The following is a 17,016-nucleotide window of genomic DNA, read 5'->3' on the forward strand; positions in this document are numbered from 1 at the left end:
TGGACGCGAGAGCTGCGACTGACGTGTGTGGCTCGAGCGTACGGCGAAGTCGTGTGGTTCGGGCGCCGCGGTGCTGGCGCTAAGTCCGGGAGAAGCGACGCTTCTCTCGCGGCGACGGAGGCAAAAGAGCCGTTCTCCGGGAAGAGCACGAAGTAAGCCGTAAAGCCATTGCGCAGGGAAGGCCGGAATGCTCCAGCTGCCCTGTATGCTCGTGTGCCGTTTTGTTTGCGCAAATCGCACGCGAGACCGCGGGTGCAGCAAGCACCCGGTCTTCCCTGCGCCCTCTAATCGAAGAGAGGGCAAAAGAAGATGCAAACCTCGGGCGAGATACGCCGCGAGAACGCTAAAGCTCGTGCAGCCGTCATTGCGAGCGCAGCGAAGCAATCCACCTCTCCGCTTGCCGCGCTATGGATTGCTTCGCTGCGCTCGCAATGACGTGGAGAGATCTGGCTCGCTCCTTCCCCTTATCCTGAGGGACCGTGGAACGGCCGTCTCGAGGGGCAAGGCCACCGGCCGTACCGTGGCATACCAGGCTCCTGGAACCCGACCACGAGCCGCCGTAACCACCCGGCCTGCCTCGATTTCCGGCAGTGGGATTCCCCTTTGGTAACCTAAAGTTAACCAAGGTTAGCGTCTGGTAAGGGACGGAATGACGCGCTGACAGCCCTCGTTTTGACATGTTGGCAGGGGAAGCAGGACCCGGCTTTCGGCGGGCCCCCCATGCGACACCAAGAGCGGCTTTCGCGCTGGCGCATATCGCCGCGCCCGACGCGCGGCTGTGGGAACCGGCAGCCGTTTGCTCCCGGAGGAAAATAGGGACACTTGCGTTGAGAGGATACCGCTCATGAATCCCGCCGACGTGGCGCCGGCAGCCCTGCCGTTGGTCTCCGCCGACGTATCGCTGATCGCCCTGTTCCTGCAGGCCCATTGGGTCGTGAAGACCGTCATGCTGGGGTTGTTGGCCTGCTCGGTCTGGGTCTGGGCAATCGCGATCGACAAGATTTTCCTCTATGGTCGCACCAAGCGCGCCATGGACCGCTTCGAACAGGCGTTCTGGTCGGGCCAGTCGATCGAGGAACTTTATCGCGCGCTGTCGGCCAAGCCGACGCAATCAATGGCGGCGTGTTTCGTTGCCGCCATGCGCGAGTGGAAGCGCTCGTTCGAGAGCCAGACACGTTCCTTTGCAGGCCTGCAGATGCGGATCGAGAAGGTGATGAACGTTTCCATTGCCCGCGAAGTCGAGCGGCTGGAACGGCGGCTGCTGGTGCTGGCGACCGTTGGCTCGGCCGGGCCTTTTGTCGGCCTGTTCGGAACCGTCTGGGGCATCATGTCGAGCTTCCAGTCGATTGCGGCTTCGAAAAACACTTCACTGGCCGTGGTGGCGCCCGGCATCGCGGAGGCGCTGTTTGCGACCGCTATCGGTCTTATCGCTGCCATCCCCGCGACCATTTTCTACAACAAGTTCACGTCCGAAGTGAATCGGCAGGCGCAGCGGCTGGAAGGCTTTGCCGACGAGTTTTCAGCCATCCTGTCCCGCCAGATCGACGAGCGGGCGTGACGGCAAATGACGAGCGCATCGTGAGATCCAGATCATGGCGATGAACATGGCAGGTTCGGCGGGCGGCGGCGGTGGACGCCGCGGCCGCCGTCGCGCCGCCGTGATGGCGGAGATCAACGTCACGCCGATGGTCGACGTAATGCTGGTGCTGCTGATCATCTTCATGGTGGCGGCGCCCTTGATGACCTCGAGCATCGACATCGATCTCCCGATAGCCTCGGGCGGCAAGCAGATCCAGGCCAACGCCCCGCCGCTGACGCTGTCGGTCAAGCGCACTGGGGGTACGTGCAATTCAAATGTCGAACTCTACCTCGGGGACTCGCCGATACCGGCCAATGAACTCCTGGCAAAGATAACGGCGATCAAGGAGACCCGATCCGAGGCTGAGCGCGTGGTATACCTGCGGGGCGATAAAGACGTTTGCTACACGGATATGATGAAACTTTTGGGGTATATTCGTCAGGCGGGGTTCAAGGCGAATATCGTGATCGTGCCGGAGGGAGGCTCCTGAGCATGCAGCGGATCGTGACGGCTGGTAGGGAGCGGGAAAGCATCAAGTGAAGGTCAAGGTCGACAAGACGGTTCTGGCATCGGTCGCCCTGCACGTCCTCGTGCTGGGATGGGTGATGCTGTCGTTCTCGACCAAGGCGCTTGAAATGCCGCCGGAAGATTCCGTCCCCGTTGACGTCATTTCCGACAGCCAACTCGCCAAGGTCATGGCCGGCACCAAGACCGGCAAAAAGGACAACCCGAAGCCGCTGGTCGAGAAGGTCGCCGAGGCCAAGCCGATCGATGACGCCGTCGGCAAGGTCAGCGAGAAGCCGCCCGTCGTGACTGAGACTGCGCCGAAGCCGGAGCCGAAGGTCGAGGAAAAGCCCGTTGAGAAGAAACCCGATCCGCCGAAGGTAGTCGAGAAGCCCAAGGAAGAGCCGCCAAAGGAAGAGCCCAAGCCGGTAGAGAAGAAGCCGGAGCCGGTGAAGCCCGATCCGATCGCGGAAGCGCTCAAGAAGGAAGAGAAGAAACCGCCGCCGCCGAAGCCGGTGCAGGCGGCGAAGCCGCCCGAGCAGCAAAAGCGGATCGTCGAGCGCCATTTCGACCAGAGCCAGATCGCGGCGCTGCTCGACAAGCGGGATCCGACGCGTCAGGCCGCGACCGGCCAAGCCATGAATTCCAACGCCGCGCTGGGCCTTTCCAAGGGGACGGCGGCGGACAACTCCGCGACGTGGGGCTCGATGTTCCAGCGTCAGGTCGAGCGCTGCTGGAAGAAGCCGTATGGCGGTATCGAATCGCAGAGACCCGAAGTAGCGTTTAACATCCGCCTGAAGCGCGACGGCATGCTTGAAGGCAATCCGGTGCCGGAAGGTGTTCCGGCGACGCCGTTCCTGAAGGTCTATCAGGAGAGCGCATATCGCGCGATCATCGAATGCCAGCCATACAATCTGCCGGCAGCGATGTACGAGGAATGGAAATATTTCGCGCCGGTGTTCAAGGAAAAGAATGTCTGATTGCGTTCGCCCGCCGGCGTTCACACATGAGCAAGACCAAGCGATGACTGACAAAGACGGATTGCCCGCAATGTTGTTCCGCCCGAGCCGCCGGCAGATCATTTCCGGAATGACCGCACTTGGTGCGCTCGCCGGTGCGCGTACTGTCTTCGCGCAAGCACCGAAGCGGATACCGATTCCCGAAGGTGAGTTCGTTCCGCAGCCGATCGCGATTCCGAATTTCGTGGCGGGCACGCCCGGCGATGCCGAGGTCGGCGTCGGCGTGGCGCAGGTCATCACCAACAATCTCAAGCGCAGCGGGCTGTTCGCGCCGATCGATCCGGCTGCGTTCATCGAGCGCATCACCAATCCCGACAATCCGCCTCAGTTCCAGAGCTGGAAGCAGATCGGCGCGCTGTATCTGGTGACAGGCCGGATGACCCGGCAGGGCGACGGCCGTCTGAAAGCCGAATTTCGTCTCTGGGACGTGAACACCCAGCAGCAGATGGCCGGGCAGCAATACCAGACCTCGCCGGAATACTGGCGGCGGATCGCCCACATCATCTCGGACCAGATCTACGAGCGCGCGACCAGCGAGAAGGGCTATTTCGACAGCCGCGTCGTGTTCGTCGACGAGCAAGGATCCAAGGAACGTCGCGTCAAGCGGCTGGCCTTGATGGATCAAGACGGCGCCAATGTCCGATACCTGACCAAGGGCGCCGATCTGGTGCTGACGCCGCGGTTCTCGCCGTCGACCCAGGAAATCACCTATATGGAATTCGGCCAGGGCGATCCGCGCGTCTATCTGTTCAACGTCGAAACCGGACAGCGCGAGATCGTGGGCAATTTCCCTGGCATGTCGTTCTCGCCGCGCTTCTCCCCCGACGGCCAGCGCATCATCATGAGCCTGCAGCAAGGCGGCAACTCGAACCTGTTCGTGATGGACCTGCGCTCGAAATCGACAACGCGGCTGACCGACACGCCGGCGATCGACACCTCGCCGTCCTATTCGCCCGATGGCAGCCGCATCTGTTTCGAATCCGACCGCGGCGGCAAGCCGCAGATCTACACGATGGCGGCCACTGGGGGAGGGGCGCAGCGCATCTCGTTCGGCGAGGGCAGCTATTCGACGCCGGTGTGGTCGCCGCGCGGCGACTACATCGCCTTCACCAAGCAGGGTGGCGGACAATTCGCGATCGGCATCATGAAGACCGACGGGTCGGGCGAGCGGATCCTGACCTCGGGCTACCACAATGAGGGGCCGACCTTCGCGCCGAACGGCCGGGTCGTGATGTTCTTCCGCGAGCCCGGCGGCAGCGCCGGACCGTCGCTATTTACGGTCGATATCTCAGGTCGCAACGAATTGCGGGTACCAACGCCTGGTTTTGCCTCCGACCCGGCATGGTCGCCACTATTGTCATAGTGGAACCCGACGGCAGAAGGCCGTGCCCGTTAATCGGCAAACATTGCCTAGCCCGCTGATTTTTCGGGCATATTTTGGCCGTGCGACGTAAAAAACAACGTCTCGGTAACGATATTCCCTCAGAAAGACTTCATCTGCAGCGGGTAAAACTACCTACCCGAACAGGATGCACGTCCCGAAAATGCAGCTTGCAAGTCAAACCGAAGAGCCGGATCAGAAAGTCTCGCCGTCAACGTACTCGGCGCTGATCGATTCGCTTTTCCAAAATCCCGCGCCGCTGTTCGCGGGCGCGGTGATGGTTGCCTTTGCCGCGGCCATGACCGCCGTGAAGACCGGACAAGATCTGCTCTGGCCGTGCGTTGCTTTTCTCGTGCTGTCCGGCGCCGCCCGCGCCGTCGATATGCACCGCTACAACAGCCGCAGATCCGTCCTGACCGCCGATGAAGCCGCCCGTTGGGAGGTGCGCTATCAGATCGGAGCGATGATCTATGCCGTTGCGCTCGGGCTATGGTGCACGGTGGCTCTGCTTGGCAGCGATGATCCTGTGGCCCACATGATTTGCGTGTCCGTCACCACCGGGTATGTGGCGGGAGGCGCGGGCCGGACCTATGGAAGGCCGTGGATTTTCCACGTGCAGATCGCACTCGCCTGCGGTCCGACGGCGATTGCGCTGGCGCTTCGCGGCACCCCCTATTACATCGGAATGGCGGTCGTCAGCGCGGTGTTTTTTCTGGCGCTGAAGCAGATTTCGACCGACTTGCAGCGGATCTTCGTTCGAGCCCACGTGGCGCGCGAGCGCGAGGCGGCGCTGGCTGATCAGTTCGATACCGCGCTCAACAACATGCCGCATGGCCTGTGCATGTTTGGCGCCGACGGCCGGCTTGCGGTGATGAACTATCGCTTCGGCGAAATGATGGAACTGTCCGATGGTCTCGTGCGAAGCGGCGCGAGGGCTTCCGACATCATCGCCGCCTGTGTCGGCGCCGGATCGATCACGGCGACGAGCGGCAAGATAATCCTGGCTGAAATCGAGAATTCGCAGGCCAGGGGCGTGGTGACCGCTGATCCCGACTTCACCAGAAATCGGTCGCTGTCGTGGACCTTCCAGCCGATGGCCGACGGCGGCGCGGTCGTGCTGCTGGAAGACATTACCGAACGCCGCAATGCAGAAGCCCGGATCAGTCATCTGGCGCGTTACGACGAACTGACGGCGCTGCCGAACCGGGTCAATTTCCGGGACGAGATCGGGCGGCTTCTGGCCGTACAGCAGGGCACCGAACAATTGTCGGCGCTGTTGTTCGTCGACCTCGACCAGTTCAAGCAGGTCAACGACACGCTCGGGCATCCCTGCGGCGACCAGTTGCTGTGCGCGGTGTCCGAACGGTTGCGCGAGATGCTGCGCCCCGAGGACTTCGTGGCGCGGTTCGGCGGCGACGAGTTCGTGGTGTTCCAGCAGAACATCCATTCCGCCGACGACGCCGCCGGTCTCGCCCGGCGCATCGTTGATCGCCTGAGCGAGCGCTACAAGATCGACAATCATCTGGTCGAGATCGGCGCCAGCATCGGCATCGCCATGACCTCGCGCGGCGTCAGCGCCGATACGCTGTTGAAGAATGCGGACATGGCGCTGTACCGCGCCAAGGCCGACGGCCGCGGCACCTTCTGCTTCTTCCGGGACGAGATGGCGCAGGTGGTCGAATCCCGCCGCATCCTCGAACTGGACCTGCGCAAGGCGCTGGCCAACGAGGAGTTCGAGCTGTTCTTCCAGCCGCTGGTCAATCTCAAATCGGGACGGATATCCACCTGCGAAGCGCTGTTGCGCTGGAATCATCCGGTTCGCGGCACGGTCTCGCCGACCGATATCATCCCGGTCGCCGAGGACATGGGCCTGATCGTCGATCTCGGCCGCTGGATTTTGCGCAAGGCCTGCATGGAATGCATGAAATGGCCCGAAGGCGTCAGCGTCGCGGTCAACTTCTCGCCGCAGCAGTTTCATCAGCGCGACGTGCTGAGCGAAGTGCGCTACGCGCTCGAGGTCTCAGGCCTGCCGGCCAACCGGCTCGAGATCGAGATCACCGAATCCTCGCTGCTGCGCAACACGCAGCTGACACATGATGTGCTGTCGCAATTGCATTCACTCGGCGTGCGGATATCGCTCGACGACTTCGGTACCGGCTATTCGAGCCTGAGCTACCTGCATAATTTCCCGCTGCAGAAGGTAAAGATCGACCGCTCCTTCCTGGAGGGGATCGACAGCGACCGGCCGCTGACGCTGCTGCGGGGCGTGGCGCGGCTGTCGGCCGACCTCGGAATGTCTGTGGTGGTCGAAGGCATCGAGACCAACGAGCAGCTTGAATTGATCAGCGCCGATGGCGCGGTAACCGAGGCGCAAGGCTATCTGTTCAGCCCGCCGGTGCCCGCCGTGCGGGTCCGCCAGTTGCTGAACGCCTCGCATGGCCGCCGCCCGCCGGACAGCGTGCTGGTTCCGGTCGCCTCACGGTCGATCGCCTGACCCCCATCCCCGTGAAAATACGGGAGAATCCGGGCCTCCCGGGGTAACCTTAACTTCTTGAAGCCTTTGCAATGTTGTTAACAAGCTGTTAATCGTTTAGCCGCTCGCAGAGGTTGCTTGGAAGCGTTAGGAGTACGGTATGAGGTCCCCGGCCGAAGCTCGCCCCATGGCCTTGGGACGGAGTCCCGATCCGCTAGATCAAGTCGATTATCGGTTGGCGCAGACTTCCGAAGAAAAGGACGAGATTTACCGGCTCCGCTACCGCGCCTACCTTCGCGAGGGAGCCGTCCGGCCTTCGGCCGACGGGCGCGTGATCGATCAATTTGAAGACGCTCCCAACGCCTGGACCTTCGGCGTCTATTTTCAAGGCGAGCTCTACAGCTCAATTCGCGTCAGCGTGCTGACGTCCGAATGGCGGATGTCGCCGTCAGTTGAGCTGTTTGGCGATGTCCTCCACCCCGAACTTGACAAGGGGAAGGTCATTATCGATTCAACGCGCTTCGTTGCCGACCCCGAAAGGGCGCGAAATTTTCCTGAGCTTCCCTATGTAACGGTCAGGTTGGGCTCCATGGCCGGCGTCTATTTCAATGCTGACTATGGACTGGCGATCGTGCGTCCCGAGCATCAGGCGTTCTACCGGCGCGTGTTCCTGCATGAAACCTGGTGCGAGCCGCGATTGTATCCGGGCCTCGTCAAGCCTGTCGGGTTGATGGCTGCGCATTTGCCGACGGTGCGTGACAGGGTTCTGGCCCGCTATCCGTTTCTGCGCTCGAGCGCTTTCGAACGGCGAACACTCTTCGACCGCAGCAGCGGGCGCCCTTCGTCGTCCGATGCGGTCGTTAACGCCTTCGAGCCTGCCTCGATCGTCCCGAGTTCCTGAACCGGCCAAACCGCAGCGGCGCCGGGCCTGGCCAGCCCTCGGCCGGGGCATTCTCCCCGCACCGGCTCGATATCCGTATATCCGTCTGCAGGCGCCCCTTTTTGCCCCCATGCCGACGCCTAAATTCCGGTGATTTCAGCCCTTTAGGCGCTTGCCTTCACCATCGCGCCACATTTGCAAACCATTAACTATCGCGGTCGCTTTTCACGGTTTGTCGGCATTTGATCGGGTCTGGCAAGGTTCCATCAAGGTTGACGGAACGTTCGCTTAACCATCGACCTGTAGACCGGATGACAGTCGAAAAAGCGTGAGCGTTGGAGGCTCCCGAATGAAATATCAGATGCGTTTCCTCCAGGGATGGAAGCTGGCGGCGGTGGTCGCGGTGGCGCTGTCGATGGGCGCCTGCGCCAAGAACAACGTCGGCGCCGATGGCGCGATGGCGAGCGCGGCAACCCCGGGGAGTCAGCAGGATTTCGTGGTCAATGTCGGCGACCGCGTGTTCTTCGAGAGCGACCAGACCGAGCTGAGCCCGCAGGCGATTGCCACGCTGGAGAAGCAGGCGCAGTGGCTGCAGACCTACAACCGCTACTCGTTCACGATCGAAGGCCATGCCGACGAGCGCGGCACCCGCGAATACAACATCGCGCTCGGCGCCCGCCGCGCCCAGTCGGTGCGCAGCTATCTCGCCTCGCGCGGCATCGATGCGAACCGTATGCGCACCATTTCCTACGGCAAGGAGCGTCCGGTGGCGGTCTGTAACGATATCTCCTGCTGGTCGCAGAACCGCCGCGCCGTCACGGTGTTGAACGCCGGCGCCTGAACCTTCGGACTTTCGCAGAGTTTCAAAACCGGCGTCTTCAGACGCCGGTTTAACTGCTCTTTATGGTTGCAATCCAAATGGATGCAGGCATTTGTTAACGAAACTCAACAACGAGTTAATCTAGCGTCGCAGGATAAATTCCCGCAGCAGGGCCATTGCCCGCTTGGGCGCGTCGGGTACGCCATGCCCGCAATCGGCGAAGCGTTCGAGCTGCACGAGGTGCGGCGGCAACGTGGCAGCGAGATCGACCTGGCGTTCGATCGGGTGCATCGGATCGTCTTCACCGCTGGTCACCAGGGTCGGACACCGGATCCGGTCAAGCTCCGGAAACATGTCGAAATTGTCGCTCTCGCCGTCGGGTTTGGCAAACCAGTGCAGCGCCACCTCCGGACGGCGGATCGCCCACGCGTTTCGCGCCCTAGACATCGAAGAACAGCCGCACCCCGTTCCTGTCACTTACATGAACGAAGCTCCCTCGATTTGTGATCCGTCCGTCGGGCCGGATGGCTTGTCTTGAAGGAGATACTAAACCATACCGGACTGAAGCGAACGGAATCGGAATGCCAGTCACAATTCTGGCGTACTGGCTAACTCAGGTGTTCCGCTTTCGTTTGACACGCAGGCTTCGTCGTCAGGGCAAAATGTCATCCAGATTCTTCAATGCTGCCGGCGCCGCCGCAATTGCCGCGATGCTGGCATTGTCCACGCAGACCGCGTCCGCTCAGATTACGTTCCCATGGGAGCGTTCGCAGCAGCAGCAAGGCTACCCGCAGGGGCAGCCGCAGTCCGACGACGCCGATATGGAGATGCGGATCCAGCGGCTGGAAAGCCAACTCCGCCAACTGACCGGCCAGAACGAGGAGCTGCAGTACCGCAACCGCCAGCTTGAGGATCGGCTGCGCCAGCTTGGCGCCGCACCGCCCGCGCCGGGTGGTCAGCCCGCGGTGGCGCAGCCCAACGTGGCCGCTGCCCCGCCTGCAGTTCAGCCCGGCCCGCCGCAGGGGCAACAGGGCTATCCGCAACAAGGTTATCCGCAGCAGGGGGCGCGCCAGCAGGGCTATCCGCAGGCCCAAGGCGGCTACGACCAGCAGCCACAGGTCGCCGCTCCCGCGCCGATCGTACAGGATCCGGCAGCCCCACCGGCCGGTGGCCGTCGTCGCGGCGATGCGTTCGATCCCAGCCAGAATCCCAACGCCCCGGGTGCGCCGCGCGCGCTCGGCGGTGGCCAGATGCCGATGTCGAGCGAAGCGGCGGCCGGCGCGCCGGGCGGGCGCGCTCCGGGCGAGCCGCTTAATCTCGGCGGCGCGCGCGATCCCGGTGGCGCCTTGCCGCCGCCCGCTGCAGCCGCACCGCCACCGCGCGGCCCCGGGCCTGGCGCCAGCGCCGCGCTGACCACGCTGCCGCCCTCGGCCACGTCGAAGGACGAATTCGATCTCGGCATCGGCTACATGCAGCGCAAGGATTATGCGCTGGCCGAAGAGACCATGAAGAACTTCACGCAGAAATATCCAAACGATCCGCTGATCGGGGACGCGCAATACTGGCTCGGCGAAAGCTACTTCCAGCGCCAGCAATATCGCGACTCCGCCGAAGCTTTTCTCGGCGTGACCACCAAATTCGACAAGTCGGGCAAGGCCCCCGACGCCCTGCTGCGGCTCGGCCAGTCGCTGGCGGCGCTGAAGGAAAAGGAAGCTGCTTGCGCCGCGCTCGGCGAGGTGACGCGGAAATATCCGCGCGCATCGGCCGGCGTAAAGGCTGCCGTCGATCGTGAGCAGAAGCGCGTTAAGTGCTAAAGCGAAAGCCGGTCGAGGCCGCCACCGGTCTCGAATAGACTGGCAATGCCATGGCTGACGACGACCACGCGCCGATCTCGGTACAGCAAGCGAAGGATCTGTTCGCGCATTGGAAGGCAACGCCCGCACTGGTGCTTGCGGTCTCGGGCGGCCCCGATTCCCTTGCCCTGATGTGGCTTGCCGCACGCTGGCGCCGTGCGCTTTCGCGCGGGCCGCGCTTGATCGCCGTCACCGTGGACCACGGCTTGCGGCGCGAGGCCGCGCGCGAGGCGCGCGACGTCAAGCGTCTCGCCCAAACGCTCGATGTGCCCCATCGCACGCTGCGCTGGACTGGAGCCAAACCGAACACCGGCTTGCCGGCCGCCGCCCGTGCCGCGCGCTATCAGCTGTTGGCGAAAGCCGCGCAAGCGAGCGGCGCCACGCACGTCCTGACCGCGCATACCCGCGACGACCAGGCCGAGACGCTGTTGATGCGGATACTGCGCGGCAGCGGCATCGCCGGTCTCGCCGCGATGGCGCGCGAGACCGAGCGCGAGGGCGTGTGGTTGGCGCGGCCGTTGTTGGACGTTCCGAAATCGCAGCTTGTCGCGACGCTGAGCAAGGCCAAGATCGCCTTTGCCGACGACCCGACCAATCGCGACATGAATTTCACGCGGCCTCGGCTGCGCGCGTTGATGCCGGCGCTGGTCGAGGAGGGCGGCGACAGCCGAAATCTGGCGCGGCTGGCCACAAGGCTGGCGCGGGCGAATGCCGCGATCGAAGTGCTAGCCGACGGTGCCGAGCGCTATCTCGCCTTGAGAGATCGCGATGATGCCTCACGCTTCGGATTCGACGCCGGCGCATTTGCCGGTCTGCCCGAGGAGATCCGGCTTCGGCTGCTCAAACGCGCGATTGACCGGGCCGGTCACGAAGGGCCTGCGGAACTCGGCAAGGTTGAAGCGCTGCTGGCGGTGCTGGACCGCGCCATTGCCAATGGCGAGCGGCAGGCACGGTTGAAACAGACGCTGGCCGGGGCCGCGATCAGCCTGACGAAGGGGCGAATTCACGTCGACCCAGCACCGCCGCGGCGGGGTAATCGGGCGTGAGAGGCGTCACTATACCGTAATATCCGCAATATCGGCGCCAAGAGCCTTAACCACCTCGGAAAAACCTCGGTTTTCGCGTCATTTTTTGACCGGGAATCGCGTTAAAGTGCGTTAAATAGTCCTGCGTGGTTCCCTTGGCATTGACCCGGGCGCCACCTAGATTGGGGTGCAGTGGACCGGGGATTCTCGCCACACTACCCAGGAAATATTCTAGGGTTACTGCCAAGGACATAGGGCCGCGATCCGCGCGACCACGAAGGAAGATCAATGAACGCCAATCTGCGCAACTTCGCCCTCTGGGTCATCATTGTCTTGTTGCTATTGGCATTGTTCACGCTCTTCCAGAATCCGGGTCAGCGCACGTCTTCGCAGGACATCTCGTTTTCGCAGCTGTTGAGCGAGGTCGACCAGAACCGCGTTCGCGACGTCGTAATCCAGGGGCCGGACATCCACGGCACCTTCACCAACGGCTCCTCGTTCCAGACCTATGCGCCGAACGATCCGACGCTGGTGAAGCGTCTGTATGATGGCAAGGTCTCGATCACCGCGAAGCCACCCGGCGACAACGTGCCGTGGTTCGTCTCGCTGCTCGTCTCCTGGCTGCCCTTCATCGCGCTGATCGGCGTGTGGATCTTCCTGTCGCGCCAGATGCAGGGCGGCGCCGGCAAGGCGATGGGCTTCGGCAAGTCGCGCGCCAAGATGCTGACGGAGGCCCATGGCCGTGTCACCTTCGAGGACGTCGCTGGCGTCGACGAGGCCAAGCAGGACCTGCAGGAGATCGTCGAGTTCCTGCGCGATCCCGGCAAATTCCAGCGCCTCGGTGGACGGATTCCGCGCGGCGTGCTGCTGGTCGGTCCGCCCGGCACCGGCAAGACCCTGATCGCGCGTGCGGTCGCGGGCGAAGCCAACGTGCCGTTCTTCACCATCTCGGGTTCGGACTTCGTCGAAATGTTCGTCGGCGTCGGTGCAAGCCGTGTGCGCGACATGTTCGAGCAGGCCAAGAAGAACGCGCCCTGCATCATCTTCATCGACGAAATCGATGCGGTCGGCCGTCATCGCGGCGCAGGTTTGGGCGGCGGCAATGACGAGCGCGAACAGACGCTCAACCAGTTGCTGGTCGAGATGGACGGCTTCGAGGCCAATGAAGGCGTGATCCTGATCGCGGCGACCAACCGTCCCGACGTGCTCGATCCCGCGCTGCTGCGTCCCGGCCGCTTCGATCGCCAGGTCGTGGTGCCGAACCCGGATGTCGTCGGCCGCGAGCAGATCCTCAAGGTTCACGTTCGCAAGGTGCCGCTGGCACCGGATATCAACCTCAAGACCATCGCGCGCGGCACCCCGGGCTTCTCCGGCGCCGACCTGATGAACCTCGTCAACGAGGCCGCCTTGACCGCCGCCCGCCGCAACAAGCGGATGGTGACCCAGGCCGAGTTCGAGGAAGCCAAAGACAAGGTGATGATGGGTGCCGAGCGCAAGTCGCTGGTCATGACCGAGGAAGAGAAGCTGCTGACGGCCTATCACGAGGGCGGTCACGCCATCGTCGGCCTCAACGTCGTCGCGACCGATCCGATCCACAAGGCCACGATCATTCCGCGCGGTCGTGCGCTCGGCATGGTGATGCAGCTGCCCGAGCGCGACAAGCTGTCGATGTCGCTCGAGCAGATGACGTCGCGGCTGGCGATCATGATGGGCGGCCGTGTTGCGGAAGAACTGGTCTTCGGCAAGGAGAAGGTTACCTCCGGCGCCTCTTCCGATATCGAGCAAGCAACGCGCCTGGCGCGCATGATGGTAACGCGCTGGGGTCTGTCCGAAGCCCTTGGCACCGTGTCCTATGGCGAAAACCAGGACGAGGTGTTCCTGGGCATGTCGGTATCCCGCACCCAGAACGCGTCGGAAGCCACGGTTCAGAAGATCGACACCGAGATCCGGCGCTTTGTCGAAGAGGGCTACAACGAAGCCACGCGAATCCTCACCGAGAAGCGCCAGGACCTCGAAACGCTGGCGAAGGGCCTGCTCGAGTTCGAGACGCTGAGCGGCGACGAGATTCAGGACCTGCTCAACGGCAAGAAGCCCAACCGCGAGTCGGTGCTGGAGCCGAGCACGCCGCGTGCCTCCGCCGTGCCGCCCGCCGGCAAGCCGCGCCCGCGTCCCGATCCGGACCCCGGCCTGGAGCCGCAGCCGCAGGCGTGAGCCGGGTTGTTATCGGACTGAGTTAGGAACGGGCGCATCATGCGCCCGTTCTTTTTGGTTGCTCGGTTCTAAAGGAGTTCGGCATGCACGTAGTCGAATGCGAACTTCCGCCTGCGAGCGCGCTCGGCAGGGACGCGATCAGCAAAGCCTATTTTCACGATTCATACCGCGTGCCGCTGGCGCGTCGGGGACTGACAATCGTCGAAATCTTCTTTGCGCTGTTCGGCCATACGCCGCGCTGGATGAAAGCGCTGTTGATCACACGCAACGTAATTGCCAGGTGCTTTGGGCTGGAAGCGCCCACTGTCGCCGAAATTCTCAAACCTGCGATGCGCACGAGCTACAGCGTTGGCGACAAGATCGGTCCGTGGCCAATTTTCTTCATTGGCGATAATGAGATCGTCGCGGGCCGTAACAACAAGCATCTCGACTTCAGGCTCTCGGTGCTCCGGCTGGTGGATGGCAATGCGGAGAGCGTCGTCGTCTCGACGATCTGCTCGGTGCATAACCCTGCCGGCAAAATCTATCTGTTCTTTATCGTGCCGTTCCACCGGAAGGGCGTTCAGTCGCTGCTGGCCAATGCGGTGGTGGCGAAGCGGCTATGAGCAGCGGTCGAAGCCGCTGATCTCTTGCCTCCGAACCTCCATGATTAGGGTTGGCGTCCGTCGGGGCGTCATGGCATGTTTCACCCGCCGGAACAAAATACCGGCCGCTCCGCGCGCCCTTGGGCGCGGCTGACGACACAGGGGGAGGGAAGCCGATGCGTTTCGTCACGGGGGTTGGCGCGCTGGGCGCCGTCGCTTGTCTGATGCTGCCTGCCGCCGCGATGTCGGCCGAAATGCGCGGCGTCACCACGACCGAAATCAAGATTGGCCAGACCATGCCCTATAGCGGGCCGGTGTCGGCGTTCGGCGCGCTCGGCAAGGGCGAGGTCGGCTATTTCAAGATGGTCAATGAGCGCGGTGGCATCAATGGCCGCAAGATCAACCTGATCTCGCTCGACGACAGCTACGCGCCGCCGAAGACGGTGGAACAGACGCGGCGGCTGGTCGAGAGCGACGAGGTCGCGCTGATCTTCTCCTCGATCGGCACCGCCCATAACACCGCGATCGCGAAATATCTGCAGAGCAAGAACATCCCGCAACTGTTCCTGGCCTCCGGCGCCTCGAAATTCGCCGACATCGCGCAATTTCCGCAGGCCACCGTCGGCGTGCAGGCGCCGTTCCGCTACGAGGCGCGGCTCTATGCGCGCTACGCGCTTTCCAAAAACCCGAGCGCCAAATTCGCGGTGATTTCACAGAACGACGATTTTGGCCGCGATTATCTAGCGGGGCTGAAGGACGTGCTCGGCGACAAATATGATTCGGTCGTGACGGGGGCGACCTACGAAATTTCCGATCCGACCATCGACTCCCAGATCGTGAAGCTCAAAGCGTCCGGCGCGGATGTGTTCGTGATCGCAGCGACGCCAAAGTTCGCCGCGCAATCGATCCGCAAGGCGTTCGAGATCGGCTGGCGGCCGATGACGTTCCTCTCCAACGTTGCGGTGTGGATTTCGACCGTGATGGAGCCAGCGGGCGTTGAGGCCGGAACCGGAATTCTCTCCACCGCCTATGTCAAGGATCCCGACGATCCCGCCTGGAAGGATGATCCCGGCGTCAAGGGCTGGCGGGAATTCATGACCAAATACGTTCCCGACGGCGACCTGCACGACACCAACTACGTCAACGCCTATAACAGCGCGATGGCGCTGGAGGCCGTGCTGAAGGCCTGCGGTAACGACCTGTCGACCGAGAACATTTTGAAGCAGGCCTATTCGATCAAGGACCTTGAACTGCCGATGCTATTGCCCGGCATCAAGGTCAATACCGGGCCCGCCGACCACGTGCCGGTCGACCAGATGCAGTTCATGCGCTTCAACGGCAAGACGTGGGAGCGTTTTGGCGAGTTGCTGACAGGGAACTAGAGGAGAATTGCCCGCGGGGCGGCAAGCGGCTCGCCGCATTCGCGCAACAGTTTTCGCAGCGCGCGGATCGGCGGAAACACTTCCTGATTCCAGTCGGCGCCTTGCGCGTCATGAGCGGCCTGTTCCATCTCGACGATCTCGCAATCCTCCGCGAAGACCCGGTTGGTAAACCAGGCCAGCACCGGCCAGGCCAGGTCGAGCAGACCGGGAATTCGGGGCCTGCGCACCGACAGCACAACGAAGGTCCGGTTACAGCGCTGGGCTGCGTCGACGGGCGTGTAGCCCAGCCATACGCTGAGCACGGGCTCGTCCCCGCGCGTCCACATCCGCAAGCTCTGAAATGGATACTCGGTGCGAACCGTCATGAGATCGCGTGCCGCCTGCGCCCGGCCGCGCAAGCTGCCGACGATGACGGCCTCGCCGATCGGCGGCTTCTCGCCGGGCCGCGCGAAGCTGTAATCGACTTCCATCCAGCGCTCGCCAGCCCGGCTGCCAAGATAACGCGGCACGACCTTGCCGGTGGTGCGGCGATGCAGGAACTGGTGGTTCATGTCCATCAGGTTCTCGTGCATGAATGTATAGTGGCAGGCGACGTGCTTGCCGAATAGCCGCGTCCTGTAGGCCGCGTCAGCCGCCGCGCCGATCCGCGCTGGCGGGGCTGCGGCAGGGGACGTGCCCGGCCACACGAAGATCAGCCCGTCGCGCTCGAAACAGGGATAGCGGCGGACACCGTTGGGCAGCTTGCCCTTGCCGAGATAGGGAACATCGACGCAAGCGCCGGATGCGTCGTAGCGCCAGCCATGATAGCAGCAGCGGATGGTGCAGCCGTCGACCGCGCCGTTCGATAACGGCACCTGCCGGTGTGTGCAGCGGTCTTCCAGCGCGAAGACCTCGCCGCCCTTGGGCCGCACCAGCGCGATCGGCTCGCCCGCAAACCGTGCGGCATATGTCCGACCCGGCTTCACTTCGCGCGACCATGCCACCGGGTACCAGTGATCCGGATGCGCGCCGACCTTGCGAAGATCGAGCGATGCTTCCGACCATGCGTTATCGGGCCTCACCGTCATCGCGTCGTCATGCCTTTGCCAGCGGGCCAAGATGAAGGGCCATGATCTTTTCGGGCGTCTCGGTGACTTCGATGCGCTGGGCATCGCCGCCGACGAAGGCAAGCACCGTTCGCTCGCCGTCGCGCCACATGCTGCCAACCAGTGCGATATTGATGTGCGTGGGCTGCCCTGTCTCCCACCTCGTACATTCGATCCAGAAGCGCATGTTCGACCTCGATGCAAGGCGGAGCGCGCGGCA

Annotated in this window: 15 protein-coding genes; 12 read left to right on the forward strand and 3 right to left on the reverse strand. The window is 63.1% G+C overall.

The window, feature by feature from the left end:
* Positions 1-844 precede the first annotated feature (844 nt).
* The 7 genes from tolQ to pal all read left to right on the forward strand — a co-directional run bounded on the left by tolQ (position 845) and on the right by pal (position 8,677).
* A complete protein-coding gene (tolQ, locus tag ACPPVP_RS06515; RefSeq protein WP_212419181.1) occupies positions 845-1,558 on the forward strand; it encodes a protein TolQ in 714 nt (237 codons plus the stop codon).
* Between the two features lie 34 nt (positions 1,559-1,592).
* Entirely contained in the window at positions 1,593-2,069 is a 477-nt protein-coding gene (locus tag ACPPVP_RS06520) for an ExbD/TolR family protein (RefSeq protein ID WP_426532397.1), read from the forward strand.
* A gap of 46 nt (positions 2,070-2,115) precedes the next feature.
* Positions 2,116-3,063 (forward strand): cell envelope integrity protein TolA, encoded by a 948-nt coding sequence (locus ACPPVP_RS06525; protein WP_426532398.1) that lies wholly within the window; start codon positions 2,116-2,118, stop codon positions 3,061-3,063.
* A gap of 70 nt (positions 3,064-3,133) precedes the next feature.
* Entirely contained in the window at positions 3,134-4,465 is a 1,332-nt protein-coding gene (tolB, locus tag ACPPVP_RS06530; RefSeq protein WP_426537699.1) for a Tol-Pal system beta propeller repeat protein TolB, read from the forward strand.
* Between the two features lie 181 nt (positions 4,466-4,646).
* The gene (locus ACPPVP_RS06535) at positions 4,647-6,977 is read left to right on the forward strand and encodes a putative bifunctional diguanylate cyclase/phosphodiesterase (RefSeq protein ID WP_426532400.1); all 2,331 of its coding nucleotides are present in this window, start codon (positions 4,647-4,649) and stop codon (positions 6,975-6,977) included.
* A 139-nt stretch (positions 6,978-7,116) separates the two neighbouring features.
* On the forward strand, positions 7,117-7,857 hold the full coding sequence (locus tag ACPPVP_RS06540; protein WP_426532402.1) for an N-acyl amino acid synthase FeeM domain-containing protein: 741 nt from the start codon (positions 7,117-7,119) through the stop codon (positions 7,855-7,857).
* A gap of 328 nt (positions 7,858-8,185) precedes the next feature.
* The gene (pal, locus tag ACPPVP_RS06545; protein WP_426532404.1) at positions 8,186-8,677 is read left to right on the forward strand and encodes a peptidoglycan-associated lipoprotein Pal; all 492 of its coding nucleotides are present in this window, start codon (positions 8,186-8,188) and stop codon (positions 8,675-8,677) included.
* A 120-nt stretch (positions 8,678-8,797) separates the two neighbouring features.
* Here the strand turns inward: pal and ACPPVP_RS06550 are convergent, their stop codons facing one another.
* The gene (locus tag ACPPVP_RS06550; protein ID WP_426532406.1) at positions 8,798-9,103 is read right to left on the reverse strand and encodes an alpha/beta fold hydrolase; all 306 of its coding nucleotides are present in this window, start codon (positions 9,101-9,103) and stop codon (positions 8,798-8,800) included.
* Positions 9,104-9,318: 215 nt separating this feature from the next.
* Between ACPPVP_RS06550 and ybgF the strand changes: the two genes are divergently transcribed.
* From ybgF to ACPPVP_RS06575, 5 genes are all read left to right on the forward strand, one after another.
* Entirely contained in the window at positions 9,319-10,470 is a 1,152-nt protein-coding gene (gene ybgF / locus ACPPVP_RS06555) for a tol-pal system protein YbgF (RefSeq protein WP_426532408.1), read from the forward strand.
* 50 nt (positions 10,471-10,520) lie between these two features.
* The gene (gene tilS, locus ACPPVP_RS06560) at positions 10,521-11,555 is read left to right on the forward strand and encodes a tRNA lysidine(34) synthetase TilS (RefSeq protein WP_426532410.1); all 1,035 of its coding nucleotides are present in this window, start codon (positions 10,521-10,523) and stop codon (positions 11,553-11,555) included.
* Between the two features lie 267 nt (positions 11,556-11,822).
* Positions 11,823-13,745, forward strand: a complete 1,923-nt coding sequence (ftsH, locus tag ACPPVP_RS06565) for an ATP-dependent zinc metalloprotease FtsH (protein WP_334390747.1) — start codon at positions 11,823-11,825, stop codon at positions 13,743-13,745.
* Positions 13,746-13,828: 83 nt separating this feature from the next.
* Positions 13,829-14,350, forward strand: a complete 522-nt coding sequence (locus tag ACPPVP_RS06570) for a DUF2867 domain-containing protein (protein ID WP_426532413.1) — start codon at positions 13,829-13,831, stop codon at positions 14,348-14,350.
* A 155-nt stretch (positions 14,351-14,505) separates the two neighbouring features.
* Positions 14,506-15,711 (forward strand): ABC transporter substrate-binding protein, encoded by a 1,206-nt coding sequence (locus tag ACPPVP_RS06575; RefSeq protein ID WP_426532415.1) that lies wholly within the window; start codon positions 14,506-14,508, stop codon positions 15,709-15,711.
* Here ACPPVP_RS06575 and ACPPVP_RS06580 read toward each other — a convergent pair.
* Positions 15,708-16,778 (reverse strand): Rieske 2Fe-2S domain-containing protein, encoded by a 1,071-nt coding sequence (locus ACPPVP_RS06580; protein WP_426532417.1) that lies wholly within the window; start codon positions 16,776-16,778, stop codon positions 15,708-15,710. The genes ACPPVP_RS06575 and ACPPVP_RS06580 overlap by 4 nt on opposite strands.
* Before the next feature lie 7 nt (positions 16,779-16,785).
* Positions 16,786-16,983 (reverse strand): hypothetical protein, encoded by a 198-nt coding sequence (locus ACPPVP_RS06585; RefSeq protein ID WP_426532419.1) that lies wholly within the window; start codon positions 16,981-16,983, stop codon positions 16,786-16,788.
* Positions 16,984-17,016 lie beyond the last annotated feature (33 nt).

The organism is Bradyrhizobium sp. McL0615, from assembly GCF_049993905.1.
Lineage (GTDB): Bacteria > Pseudomonadota > Alphaproteobacteria > Rhizobiales > Xanthobacteraceae > Bradyrhizobium.